A 12,762-nucleotide genomic window follows, 5' to 3' on the forward strand; every position below is an offset into this window, starting at 1 on the left:
GGTGGCGCACCGCCGCGCCCACGGCCCCGTGCTGACGTGAGGACCGCCCTGCCGCGCCCGTCCGCGCGCGGCGGCGTCTGGCTCCTGCTCGCGGGGGCGGGCGCGCTGGCCGTGGTGAGCGGCGCGCTGAGCGAGGACGGCGCCCGCGACGTGGTCGGGCGGACGGCGCCCGTGCTGCTCTTCGTGCTCGGCATCACCGTGGTGGCGACGCTCGCCGACCGCGCGGGCGTCTTCGCCGCCGCGGCTGCGCGCCTCGCCGTCCTCGCGGGCGGACGGCGGTGGGTGCTGTGGCTGTCCGTCGTCGCCCTGGCGACGGCGTGCACCGCCGTCCTGTCGCTCGACACCACCGCGGTGCTGCTGACGCCGGTCGTGCTCGTCCTGGCCCGGCGCACCGGCACCCCGCCGATGCTGCTCGCGATGACGACGGTCTGGCTGGCCAGCACCGCGTCGCTGCTGCTGCCCGTGGCCAACCTCACCAACCTCCTCGCGGTGGCCGGTCCCGGTCTCCCCGGCGGGGAGGGGCAGTTCCTGCGGCTCGCGCTGGCGCCCGCCGTCGTCGGCGTGCTCGTCACCGTGGCGGTCCTCGCCCTGCTCGGACGGCCGGCGCTGCGCGGCCGCTACGACCCGGCGCTCGTGCCGCCGCCGGTCACCGCGGACCGCGGCGACCTCGTGCTCGCGTCGGTCGTGTGCGTGCTGCTCGCGCCCGCCCTGGCGCTTCTGCCGCTCGTCGGCGTCCCCGTCGAGGTGCCCGCCCTCGTGGCGGCCGCGGCCCTGCTCGCGGCGGCCGTCCGCCGCCGCGCCTCGCTCCGCGGCCTCACCGACCTCCCGCTCCTCGTCGGCGTCCTCGGCCTCTTCCTCCTCGTGGCCGCCGCCGGCGAGCACGGCCTCACGGCGCCCCTGGCGAGCGCCGCCGGGGACGGCGAGGGCTTCGCCGGGCTGCTGCGCCTGGCGGCCGTCGGCGCCGTCGGCGCCAACCTCGTCGACAACCTGCCCGCCTACCTGGCCCTGGAGCCCGTCGCCGGGAGCCCGGAGCGCGTCGTCGCCCTCCTCGTCGGCGTCGGTCTGGGCCCGCTCGTCACGCCGTGGGCCTGCCTGGCCACGCTGCTGTGGGCGCGGGCGTGCCGCGAGGCGGGGGTGCCCGTGGACTGGTGGCGCTTCGCCGCCCGCGGGCTCGTGCTCGTGCCGCTCGTCGTCGTCGCCGCCGTGGCGGCCCTCGCCGTGCGGCCGGCCTGAACCCCGCCACACCTGTTCGACGCTCGTGACCGTGCACGGTCACGAGCGTCGAACACGTCCACCGCTCCCGGTCGGCCCGGGGCTCAGCGCCCCCGCGCGACGTCGTAGAGCGCGTCGAAGCGCTCCCGGACGGCGGCGTAGTGCCCCTCCCGCTCGCCCCTGGGCTCGAAGACGCCCGCCACCGGCGGGTCGGCGCGGGCGACGTCGGGCGCCAGCGCCTCGAGGGCCAGCAGCGCGGTGCCGCGCAGCGTCGTCCGCTTGAGGTCGACCCGCTCCACGGGCGCGCCGATGGCGTCGGCGACGAGCTGCAGCAGGTGCGGCAGGCCCTGCGTGATGCGCCCCGAGGCGACGAGGCGCTCGGGGCGGCCCGCCACCTCGACGAGCTGCTCGACGACGCGGGCGTACGTCGTCGCGACGCCCTCGGCGCTGCCGCGGAAGAGCGCCTCGGGCGTCGTGCCCGCGGAGACGTCGGCGACGACGGCGCGGGCGCTCGCCGCCCAGCCGGTGCTGCGCTCGCCGGACAGGAAGGGCACGACGGCCGGCGTCCGCGGGTCGGGGTCGGCGGCGAGGACGGCGTCGAGCGCCGCGTCGTCCTCGGGCAGCCGCAGGGTCGCCTGAGCCCACGCCACGAGCCGGCCGACGTCGTTGACGGCGCCGCCGAGCAGGCTGCGCCGCACGTCGACCCGGTAGCACCACAGCCCCTCCGGGACGTGCTCGGGCACGCCGGGCACGAGCACCCGCACCGCGCCGCTCGTGGCCGCCGCGAGCGCCATCGCGGAGGCGTCGCCCGCCCCGGTGCCGAGGTTGCTCGAGAGGCCGTCGGCGACGGCCGGGAACCAGGCGGCGCCCGCGAGCGCCGGCCAGCGGCGGGCCACGCCGGCGGCGTCGACGCCGTCGATCGGCACGCCCGGGTCCTGCACCGGCGAGAGCTGCTGCGCCGTCGCGCCGCTCGCGGCGAGCAGCTCCTCGTCCCAGCGGCCCGTGCGGCGGTCGAGCATGCCCGTCCAGGCCGCCGTCGGGGTGCTCGCCGCGGTGGTGCCGAGCAGCCGCCGGTGGACGTACTCGCCGAGCGACATCCACGTGGCCACCCGGCCGACGAGGTCGGGGCGGGTCTCCGCCAGCCACCGCAGCCGGGGCGCGAGGTAGCTCGTGTGCAGGCGCGTGCCCGTGCGCTGCTGCACGGCGGCCTCGTCGAGCTCGGCGCGCAGCGGGGCGACGTGCGCCGCGGCGCGGGAGTCGGCGTACGTGGAGCAGGGCCCGAGCGCGCGCCCGTCCGCGTCGACGCCGACGAGCGAGGTGGCGAAGGTGTCGAGCGCCACGCCCGCCACGGGCCGGCCCTCGTGGTGGTCGAGGAGGCGGGTGACGACGTCGGCGACCTCGTCGACCACCTGGTCGGCGTCGATCTCCGAGGTGCCGTCGGCCCCCGTGGTGAAGGCGTGGGCCACCTTGGCCCGGCGTCCGACCGGTCGCCCGGCCGCGTCGTGGACCGCGCCGCGCGTCGCCGTCGACCCCACGTCCAGCGCCAGCACGAGCGGCTCCTGCGCCGCCCCCGGTCCCACGGCGAACTCGTCGCGTCCCATCACCGACCTCCCCTCGTCGAGGGGCCCGAACCTACGCGGCGCCGTGCGCGGGCGGACCGAGCACCGCCGGCCCTGGGCAGGAGCGTGCCGTCGTGCGACGATCCGCGCGCTGGTGACACGAGTCACCAGGTGACGCCCTCGACGAGGAGGACCACGTTGCGACACCAGCACCCCCGGCCCGGACGGACGGGACGGCGCGCCGCCGCCCTGACCGCCGGTCTCCTGCTCACCGGCGCCCTCGGCGCCGGACCCGCGGCCGCAGCGCCGCCGCAGCCCCCCACGTCGGACCTCGGTCGGAACGTCACGGTCTTCGACCCGAGCATGCCGACGGCGGAGATCCAGGCCCGGGTCGACGAGGTCTACGCCCAGCAGGTCGCCAACGAGTTCGGCACCGAGCGCTACGCGCTGCTCTTCCGCCCCGGCACCTACGGCACCGACGCCGAGCCGCTGCAGGTGAAGGTCGGCTACTACACCGAGGTCGCCGGCCTCGGCGCCTCGCCGGACGACGTCACCATCAACGGCAAGGTCGAGGTCTACAACCGCTGCCGCCCGAACGCCGACGGCAGCCCCAACTGCATCGCGCTGGACAACTTCTGGCGCACCGTGTCCAACCTCCACATCGCCGTGAACGCGGCCGGGCAGGACGGCTGCCGCTCGACGGCCAACTTCTTCGCCGTCTCGCAGGCCTCGCCCATGCGCCGCGTGCACGTCACCGGCGGCACGCTCTCGCTGATGGACTACTGCACCGACGGGCCGCAGTTCGCGAGCGGCGGCTTCATGGCCGACACCGTCGCGGGCGACGTCGTCAACGGCTCCCAGCAGCAGTGGCTCACCCGCAACAGCTCGATCGGCTCCTGGTCCAACGGCGTCTGGAACCAGGTGTTCTCCGGCGTCGAGGGCGCCCCGAGCGAGGAGGGCTTCCCCACGCCGCCGTACACGGTGCTCGACGAGACGCCGCTCAGCCGCGAGAAGCCCTGGCTCTGGGTGGACGAGCGAGGCCGCTACCAGGTCCGCGTGCCCGCGGCGCACCGCGGCACCCGCGGCGCCTCGTGGGAGCAGGACCTGGCCGAGGGGCGCACCCTGCCGCTGTCGTCCTTCTACGTCGCCACGCCCCGCAGCGCCGTCAAGGACATCAACACGGCCCTCGCGCGCGGCAGCAACCTCCTGCTCACGCCGGGCGTCTACGACGTCGACCGCACGATCGCCGTCAAGCGGGCCGGCACCGTCGTGCTCGGCCTCGGCCACGCCACCCTCACCGCGGTCGGCGGCGCCGTGCCCATGACCGTCGCCGACGTCCCCGGCGTCGTCGTCGCGGGCGTCACCCTCGACGCCGGCACCGTCGAGTCGCCGGTGCTGCTGCAGGTCGGCAAGGAGAAGGGGAACCAGGGCCGGGCGCACCGCGGGACCGACGACCCGACGACCCTGTCGGACGTCTTCTTCCGCGTCGGCGGGCCCCACGTCGGCAAGGTCGACACCGCGCTCGAGGTCAACAGCGACGACGTCCTCGTCGACCACACCTGGGTCTGGCGCGGCGACCACGGCGTCGAGGACTTCTCCGGCGGCTTCCTCGGCGACGACGAGCGCTGGGCCGTCAACACCGGCCGCCAGGGCGCCGTCGTCAACGGCGACGACGTCACCGCGACCGGCCTCTTCGTCGAGCACTTCCAGCGGGTCAACACCACCTGGAACGGCGAGCGCGGCACCGTGGTGCTCTACCAGAACGAGCTGCCGTACGACCCGCCGACCCAGGCCGACTGGACGCAGCCCGACGGCACGCTCGGCTACCCCGGCTACCGGGTGGCGGACTCGGTGCGCACGCACCGCCTCTACGGAGGCGGGTCGTACGTCTACAACCGGAACGACCCGAGCATCGTGACGGAGAACGGCTTCGAGGCGCCGACGACGCCGGGCGTCCAGCTGCACCACCTGCTCACCGTCAACCTCGGCGCGGGGACGATCCGCCACGTCGTCGAGGGCGTCGGCGGCCAGGTGGACGACACGAACACCGGTACGCCGCAGTACGTCGCGGACTTCCCCGTCCGCTGACCTCCAGGGCTCCTGGGCTCCTGGATCCGGTGCCCCCGCGTCCGGGGACGCGCTCGCGCTCAGGCGGACTCGCGCACCACGAGCTCGAGGAGGTCGGAGGGCGCCGCCGACGGCCCGTGGTCCGCGTCGCCGTCGTCGATACCCGCGACCAGCTGGGCGACGAGGTGGGCCACCTGCCGGTCGACGGACTGCGCGACCGTCGTCAGCGGCGGCGCGGCGAGCCGGGCCAGGGGCACGTCGTCGACGCCCACGACGGCGACGTCGTCGGGGACCCGCAGGCCCTCCTCCCGGACGCCCGCGAGGACCGCGAGGGCGACCTCGTCGTTGTACGCCGCCACCCCCGTCACGGCGTCGCCCGCCGACCGCCACCCGCGCACGGCCGCGGCCGCCGACGTCGTCTCGAGCGCCACCTCGCGGACGACCGGGGCCGGCAGGTCGAGCTCCGCGCACGCGGCGCGCACGCCGGCGAGCCGCTGGTCGGCGAAGGCCACGACGCGCCGGTCCGCCGGGTAGGCGTAGCCGAGGGCGCGGCGACCCGTGCCCGCGAGGTGCTCGGCCTGCAGACGACCGGCACGCACCTGGTCGCCCGCGAAGGGGGCGCGGCCCCCGCCCTCGGCCGCCGCCGTCGTCAGCACCTGGATGCCGGCGCGGCGCATCGCCGCCTCGTCCTCGGGGGCGAACGCGGTGAGGCCGACGACGGCGCGCACGTCGACGGCGCGCCACAGGTCCGCGAGGGGACGGCGGTCGCGCCCGTGGTGGGCGAGCAGGGCCATGCCCCGCGCGGCCAGCTCCTCGGTGAGGTCCTCGAGCAGGGCGTCGACGACCGGCCCGATCGGCCAGTCGGGCAGCACGCAGAGCACGAGGTCGCTGCGGCCGGTGCGCAGGGCGCGGGCCGCGGCGGACGGCGCGTACCCGAGCCGGCGCGCCGTCTCGACGACGCGCTCGCGGGTCACCTCCGATATCGAGGCGTCGCGGCGGCCGTTGAGCACGTAGCTGACCGTGGTGCGCGAGACGCCGCTGGCGCGCGCGACGTCGGCGCTCGTCGTCCGGGCCACGCGCTCTCCTCCGACAGGGGACCGGACCGTCCGGACGCCCGGCGCGGATGCTCCCACGGGGGTCGTGGCCCCGGGCGCACCCGTCCGCTGTGCGGGTGCCGGTGCCCGGCGGACGGACGGACGACCGCGCAGGTCCGGCGGGCGGGTGCTCGGGCGGGCGACCGTGCGTGACGGGCACCCGCCCGACGGTCACTCGACGGGCGCCGGGACCGCAGCGGCGACCTCGACGCCGACCACAGCGCCGACCTCCGGGCCGACCTCTGGGCCGACCTCCGGGCCGTTCTGCGGGGCGACCGGCTCGCGGACGGCGGGCACGTGCGCGACGCCGGCCTCGTCGGCGTGCGGGAGCAGGGGCGCGGTGAGCGCGCCGTAGAGGTCGGGGCGCCGGTCGCCCCACAGGTGCCCGTGCCGGCCGAGCCGGCGGTCGCGGACGGCCTGCAGGTCGACCACGGCCCAGGCGACGCCCTCGCCCGCGACGTCCTCGCTGAGGACCCAGCCCTCGGCGCCCACGACGGCGGAGCCCTCGCTCCACTCGACGCCGCGCTCGACGCCGGTCCGGTCGCTGCACGCGACGACGACGTGGTTGGCGCGCGCCGCCCCCATGGCCGCGACCTGGCCGATCGGCCGCTCCCCCGGCGGCCGGTAGCCGGCCGCCCAGTTCGTCGGGACGGCGATGAGGTCGGCGCCGGCGAGCGCCGCGGTGCGCGGCCACTCGGGGAAGCCGAGGTCGTAGCAGATGAGCGCGGCGACGCGGCCGTGCGCCGTGTCCACGACGGGCGGCGGGGCGTCGCCGGCCGAGAAGAGGTGCCGCTCGGCGTCCCAGAGGTGCACCTTGCGGTAGACGGCGCGCACGCCGGTCGCGTCGACGACGGCCGCGCTGTTGTGCAGGCGCCCGTCCTCGGCGAGCTCGAGGAACCCGCCGACGACGACGGCGCCCGGCCGGGCGCTGCAGGCCTCGGCCCACCCGGCGAGCACCGGGGAGGTCGCGGGGATGGCCACCGACCGCGCCTCGTGGACGTCGGCCAGCACGTAGCCGCTCGTCACGAGCTCGGGCAGGACGACGACGTCCGCGCCGTCGAGGACGGCCGCGGTGATGGCCGCCGCCGAGCGGGCGGCGTTGGCCGCGAGGTCGAGCAGCACCGGGGCGACCTGGACGGCGGCGACGCGCGTGCCCCGCCAGCCCCCCGTATCGGAGCCCGGCTCGTAGAAGGTGGTGATGTGGCTCACGGCAGGCTCCTTCCGGCTGAGGGTCGCCCGGCGCGTCGTGCGTCGCCGGACGTCGTCCACGTCGTCGTGGTGGCGGGACGGTAGCCCCTCCATCGCCCTCCGCACGCCCTCCCTGAGGCCCCGCCATCCGATGTTCACGGCGCGCTACACGACCGTTACACGGCGGGGCTCCGGACGGTCCCCGGCGGGCCGGCGAGGGCGCTGGCGGCCGGGGACGACGACGCCCCGGCGCGCCGCTCGTGGCGGCGCTCCGGGGCGTCGTGGAACTGGGCTCAGGCGGTGCCGATCAGCTGGGCGGGGCCGCCTGCGCGGGCTGCGGGTCGCTGACGCGGTCGGCGCGGGCCAGGGCCTCGCGGACCTCCTCGGCGCCGGCGCGCGAGGGCTTCGTGACGTCGCCGTCGGTCGCGTACGGCATGACGTAGACGGGGCGGCCGTTCTCCGAGCGCCAGCTGTCCTCGAGGCCGCCGCCGTCGACGACGTCGTAGCCGATGGCGTCGAGGAAGGCCGTCACCTCGCCCTTGGCGCCGGCGTGGTCGCCGAAGACCGGCAGCGCGCTGCGCTCCTCGCCCTGCGGGCGACCGAGCTGGCCGAGGGCGACGAAGAAGATGTTGTTGAAGGCCTTGACGACGTGCGACGCCTGCAGGTGCTGCTGCAGCAGGCCGCTCGTCGTCGCCTCGGCGTGGTCGAGGGCGTCCACGTGGCCGTCGCGGTCGGGGTAGTAGTTGTTCGTGTCGATCACGGTCTTGGCGGCCAGGGGCGCGGCCGGCACGTCCCGGTAGGCGTGCAGCGGCACGGTGACGACGACGAGGTCGCCCGCCTCCGCGGCCTCCGTCGCCGTCGCGGCCCGCGCGCGGGGGCCGAGCTCGCCGACGAGGTCGGCCAGCGTCTCCGGGCCGCGCGAGTTGGAGAGCACCACGTCGTAGCCGGCGTCCACGGCCAGGCGCGCGACGGTGCTGCCGATGTTGCCGGCCCCGATGAGTCCGATCGTCGTCATGCCCGGGGCAACGACCGCCCCGCGGCGTCTCTTCCGCGTGGTCGACCCGGGATCGGTGCGGGCTGTGCGCCGACGCTCAGGCCATCCGGAGGACGTTCCCCGTCACCCGGTCCGCCGCCTCGGACGCCAGCCAGGCGATGACGCGGGCGGGGTCGTCGGGCTCGGCCACGCCCATCCACCGGTCGTCCGCCGCGACGGCGTCGCGCACCTCGTCGGTGACCCAGCCGGTGTCCGTGACGGGCGGGTGGACGGCGTTCGCGGTGACGCCGGAGCGCGACAGCTCGAGCGCCGCCGACAGCGTCAGGCTGACCAGCGCCGCCTTCGCGGCGCCGTAGGACACCTCGCCGGGGAAGCCCTCGACGCCGCCGGACGTCAGCGTGACGACCCGTCCCCACGTGCCGCCCCGCCCCTGCAGCCGTACGGCGAAGTCCGCGATGAGGGCCGCCCCGGCGCGCGCGTCGACCGCGAGCTGGCGGTCGAAGCTCGCGACCGTGAGCCCGTGCTGGGGCCGGCCCGCCCAGTCGCGCTCCTGCGGGCGGAAGGTGTCGAGCAGCGACGCCGTCGCGTTGTGCACGAGCACGTCGACGGGGCCGAGCTCGGCCTCGGCGCGGTCGAAGAGGGCGGGGACGACGTCCGCGTCGGCGAGGTCGGCGGCGACGGCCAGCGCGGTGCCGCCGTCGGCGCGGATCGCGGCGACGACGCCGTCGGCGTCGGAGGCGTGCGCGCGCCGCGAGCCCTCCTCGGCCTCGGGGTCGTCGAAGGCGTGGAAGGTGAGGAGGACGGCGCACCCGTCGGCGGCGAGGCGCCGAGCGGTGGCGGCGCCGATGCCGTGGTTGGCGCCGGTGACGAGGGCGACGTGGCGGTGCGGCGAGGCGGGCACCCGCGGACGCTACGAGGCGCCCGTCGCGCGGTCGAGGGACTTCTCGCGCCCACGACGGAAGCCGTGTGCTGAGGACGCGGTCAGCCGCGTCCTCAGCACACCGCTCCCCCCACCCGGTCTCTCGGGCGCGGGAGCGCCCCGGCCGTCACCCCGGCAGCGCCTGCGCCAGGTCGTCCAGCAGGTCGTCGACGTCCTCCAGCCCCACCGACAGCCGCACGAGCCCGTCGGTGATCCCGACACGAGCGCGCCCCTCCGGCCCGAGCCGGCGGTGCGTCGTCGTCGCGGGATGGGTGATGAGCGACTTGGAGTCGCCGAGGTTGTTGGAGATGTCGACGACCCGCAGGGCGTCGAGCAGCCGGAACGCCGCGTCCTTGCCGCCGTCGAGCGTCATCGTGACGACCGTCCCGCCGCCGCTCATCTGCGCGCGGGCGAGGTCAGCCTGCGGGTGGCTGTCGAGGAAGGGGTAGACGACGGAGCGCACGCCCGGCTGCCCCTCGAGCCACCGCGCGATCCGCTCGGCCGAGGCGACCTGGCGCTCGACCCGCATCGCCAGCGTCTCGAGGCCCTTCGTCAGCACCCACGCGTTGAACGGCGACAGCGACGGGCCCGTGTGCCGGATGAGCGTCTCGACGCCGCCGGTGAGCAGCTCGACCGGCCCGAGGATCGCCCCGCCGAGCGTGCGGCCCTGCCCGTCGATGTGCTTCGTCGTCGAGTACACGACGACGTCGGCGCCCATCTCCATCGGCTTCTGCAGCACCGGGGTGGCGAAGACGTTGTCGACGACGACCGTCGCGCCGGCCGCGTGCGCCATCTCGGCGACCCGGCGGACGTCGACGACCTCCTGCATGGGGTTCGACGGCGTCTCGAAGAACACCGCCGTCGTCGGCTGCGCGAGCGCGGCCTCCCACTGGTCGAGGTCGGCGCCGTCGACGAAGACCGTCTCGACGCCCCAGCGCGGGAGGATCTCGTCGAGGATGACGAAGCACGAGCCGAAGAGGCTGCGGGCGGCGACGACGCGGTCGCCCTGCCCCAGCAGCGCCGCGAGCGCCGTGAAGACGGCGGACATGCCGGACGCCGTCGCCACGCACGCGGGCGCGCCCTCGAGGAGGCGCAGGCGCTCCTCGAACGTCGCGACCGTCGGGTTGCCGTAGCGGGAGTAGACGAACCGGTCGAGGTCGCCCGAGAAGGCCGCCTCGGCCTCGGCGGCCGACCCGTAGACGTACCCCGACGTCAGGTACAGCGCCTCGGCCGTCTCGGAGAAGCCCGAGCGCGCGAGACCGCCGCGGACGGCGAGGGTGTCGGGGCGCAGCCGGCGGGCACCCTCCCCCGTCGACGGGTCGTCGCACGCCGCGGCCGCCGGGTCGAGCGGGAAGACGGCGTCGTCGGCTCCGTCGTGCGGACCGCCCGGCGGGGTCATCCCTGCCGCCACGGCAGCCCGTCGGCGCGCCAGCCGCGCACCCCGCGGTGGTGCTGGTCGTCCGTCGGGCCCTCGAAGCCGTCGAGGACGTTGTACGCCGGCCCGAGGCCCGCCGTCGTCGCCGCCTGCGCCGCGCCGACCGAGCGCACGCCCGAGCGGCACAGGAAGACGACGGGCGTCCCCTCCCCCACACCGGCGTCGGCGAGCTCGGCGAGGAAGGAGGGGTTCCGCTCGCCCGTCGGGAAGTGCTGCCACTGGACGCCGAGGACGTCACGGCCCACCGAGGACAGGTCGGGCACGCCGACGTAGGCCCACTCGGCGTCGGTGCGGACGTCGACGAGGACCGCGCGCTCGTCGCCGGCGAGCAGGTCCCACGCCTCGCGGGGCGTGACGTCGCCCGCGTAGGAGCCGTCCGCCGGCGGGGCGCCGACGGGGCCGGGCGCGGCGGCGCCGGGCGTCGCCTCGGGGGCGACCTCCCCGCGCCCCGCGGCGTCCGGGCTGCCGGCCCCGCTCACCGCTGGTCCTCCGGCAGCAGGACGGCCTGGGCGCAGTGCAGCTCGCCGCCCACGACGGTGATGACCGGCGGGCCGTGCAGCACGTAGCCGTCGTCGAGGTGGTCGGAGACCTTCTGGCAGAAGGCGGGGGTGTCCGGGCCGGTGAGGAGCTTGTAGGACTTGCGCCGCGCGGGCGCCGCGTCCGCGTCCGCCTCGGCGGCGGGCCGGGTGGTGGTCGTCGCGCTCATGACGTCCTCCTCGAGGTCGGCGGCCCGCAGCTCCTGCGGGTCCTCGTGCTCGGCGACGACGTCGTCCGCCGAGCGAGCGGGCGGGGCGTCGTCAGCGGTGCCGGACAGGTCGAGCAGGAGGTCGCCGTCGTCACCCGAGGGGTCCGGCCGGTCCGACGTCGGCTGCCCCGCCGCCACCCCGGTGGCGATGCGCTTGGGCGCCCACGTCCTGCCCGCCGCGGCGGCGTCCATCGCCTCGTTGGCGAGGCGGTCGGCGTGGCTGTTCTGCGCGCGCGGGATCCACTCGTAGCGCACCTGCTCGCGCGGCCACACCTCCCGCGCCTCCTGCCACAGGCGCTGCATGTCGGCGTGCTTGACCTTCCAGCGCCCGGACATCTGCTCGACGACGAGCTTGGAGTCCATCCGCACGAGCACGCTGGCGCCGGGGTCGATCTCCCGTGCGGCGCGCAGGCCGGCGAGCAGGCCGCCGTACTCGGCGACGTTGTTCGTGGCCCGCCCGATGGCCTCGGCGACCTCGGCGAGCACGGGGCCCGCCGGGCCGCCGTCCTTGACGAGCGCGCCGTACCCGGCCGGCCCGGGGTTGCCGCGCGAGCCGCCGTCGGCCTCGACGACGAGCCGGCGCCCGCTCACAGCCCCGACTCCGGGGTGCGGACGAGGATGCGGTCGCACTCCTCGCAGCGCAGCACCGCGTCCTCCGGGGCCGCGCGGAGGCGCCCGATCGCCACCGTGTTCTGCTCCATGCGGCAGCCCTCGCAGCGGCGGGCGCGCAGGGGCGCCGCGCCCATGCCGCCGTGCTCGCGCCGGGACTCCTCGTAGAGGGCGAGCAGCTCGTCGCTGACCCCGCCGGCGACGCGCTCGCGGTCGGCGCGCACCGACTCGACGTCGCGGTCGATCTCCGTGACCGCCGTCCGCAGCGCCTCGCGAGCCTGCTCGGCCTCGGCGTCGACCTCCGCCAGGAGCTGCTCGAGCCCGACCAGCGAGGTCTGCGCCACCTCCTGGCGCTCCATGACCTCGAGCTCGAGCTCCTCGAGGGCGGACTGCCGGCGGGCCAGCGACTCCAGCTCGGAGACGAGGGCCGCGGCGTCCTTGGCGCTGACGGCGCCCGAGTCCAGGCGCTGCTGGTTGCGCGCGGCGCGCTGGCGCACCAGGTCGACGTCCTTCTCGGCGCGGGCGACCTCGCGCTCGACGTCGGACGCGGCCGTGCGGGCGCGGACGACGTCGTCGCGCAGCCCGGCGGCGCGCTGCTCGCGCTCGGCCAGGGCGGCGCGCTCGGGGAGCGTGCGGCGGCGGTGGGCCAGCTGCGACAGCCGGGTGTCGAGGGCCTGGACGTCGAGCAGCCGGAGCTGGTCGCGGGCGGGCGCGGTGGTGGTCAGCGGACCTGTCCTCCCGGTCGGCGGCGCCGCCGCGCCGGAGGGCGGGGCGCCGGAGTGGTGCGGGTCCGTCACGCTACCGCCGACGGCCGCGGCCCCGTGCGCGGACCTCAGGCGTCGCGCAGCCGCAGGCGCAGCACGACCTGGTCGTCCGCCAGCCCGCCCTCGCCACCACCGCCGGGGAGCCGCGACCGCAGCCGCGCGGCGGCGTGCGCGAC

10 protein-coding genes and 1 pseudogene are annotated in these 12,762 nt (G+C 76.9%); 2 read left to right on the plus strand and 9 right to left on the minus strand.

Annotation, left to right across the window (positions count from 1 at the left end):
- Nucleotides 1-36 precede the first annotated feature (36 nt).
- A complete protein-coding gene (locus tag HLB09_RS06450; RefSeq protein ID WP_322790048.1) occupies nt 37-1,233 on the plus strand; it encodes an SLC13 family permease in 1,197 nt (398 codons plus the stop codon).
- Nucleotides 1,234-1,316: 83 nt separating this feature from the next.
- Here the strand turns inward: HLB09_RS06450 and HLB09_RS06455 are convergent, their stop codons facing one another.
- Nucleotides 1,317-2,813, minus strand: a complete 1,497-nt coding sequence (locus HLB09_RS06455; protein WP_171202584.1) for a gluconokinase — start codon at nt 2,811-2,813, stop codon at nt 1,317-1,319.
- Nucleotides 2,814-2,969: 156 nt separating this feature from the next.
- Here HLB09_RS06455 and HLB09_RS06460 point away from each other — a divergent pair, with 156 nt between their 5' ends.
- Nucleotides 2,970-4,859: an adenylyl cyclase gene (locus HLB09_RS06460; RefSeq protein WP_171202576.1), complete on the plus strand. Its 1,890-nt coding sequence runs from the start codon at nt 2,970-2,972 to the stop codon at nt 4,857-4,859.
- Nucleotides 4,860-4,918: 59 nt separating this feature from the next.
- Here the strand turns inward: HLB09_RS06460 and HLB09_RS06465 are convergent, their stop codons facing one another.
- The 8 genes and pseudogenes from HLB09_RS06465 to HLB09_RS17765 all read right to left on the minus strand — a co-directional run bounded on the left by HLB09_RS06465 (nt 4,919) and on the right by HLB09_RS17765 (nt 12,619).
- Entirely contained in the window at nt 4,919-5,914 is a 996-nt protein-coding gene (locus tag HLB09_RS06465; RefSeq protein WP_171202577.1) for a LacI family DNA-binding transcriptional regulator, read from the minus strand.
- Between the two features lie 189 nt (nt 5,915-6,103).
- Entirely contained in the window at nt 6,104-7,141 is a 1,038-nt protein-coding gene (locus HLB09_RS06470) for a nitrilase-related carbon-nitrogen hydrolase (protein WP_212770656.1), read from the minus strand.
- Between the two features lie 286 nt (nt 7,142-7,427).
- Nucleotides 7,428-8,135 carry an NADPH-dependent F420 reductase gene (locus HLB09_RS06475; RefSeq protein WP_171202579.1) on the minus strand — a complete coding sequence of 236 codons (708 nt, stop codon included), beginning with the start codon at nt 8,133-8,135 and terminating at the stop codon, nt 7,428-7,430.
- A 76-nt stretch (nt 8,136-8,211) separates the two neighbouring features.
- Nucleotides 8,212-9,015, minus strand: coding sequence for an SDR family oxidoreductase (locus HLB09_RS06480; RefSeq protein WP_171202580.1), 804 nt, complete (start codon nt 9,013-9,015; stop codon nt 8,212-8,214).
- A gap of 145 nt (nt 9,016-9,160) precedes the next feature.
- Complete coding sequence (locus HLB09_RS06485; protein WP_171202581.1) at nt 9,161-10,432, minus strand: O-succinylhomoserine sulfhydrylase; 1,272 nt, start codon at nt 10,430-10,432, stop codon at nt 9,161-9,163.
- Nucleotides 10,429-10,839 (minus strand): annotated as a pseudogene (locus HLB09_RS06490) (rhodanese-like domain-containing protein); the annotation flags it as partial. The gene HLB09_RS06485 and the pseudogene HLB09_RS06490, both read right to left, overlap by 4 nt.
- Nucleotides 10,840-10,943: 104 nt before the next feature.
- Nucleotides 10,944-11,804, minus strand: a complete 861-nt coding sequence (locus HLB09_RS18380) for a reverse transcriptase-like protein (RefSeq protein ID WP_322790049.1) — start codon at nt 11,802-11,804, stop codon at nt 10,944-10,946.
- A complete protein-coding gene (locus HLB09_RS17765) occupies nt 11,801-12,619 on the minus strand; it encodes a zinc ribbon domain-containing protein (RefSeq protein ID WP_322790050.1) in 819 nt (272 codons plus the stop codon). The genes HLB09_RS18380 and HLB09_RS17765 overlap by 4 nt, the downstream gene beginning before the upstream one ends.
- Nucleotides 12,620-12,762 lie beyond the last annotated feature (143 nt).

It is taken from the genome of Pseudokineococcus marinus (assembly GCF_013004605.1).
Lineage (GTDB): Bacteria > Actinomycetota > Actinomycetes > Actinomycetales > Quadrisphaeraceae > Pseudokineococcus > Pseudokineococcus marinus.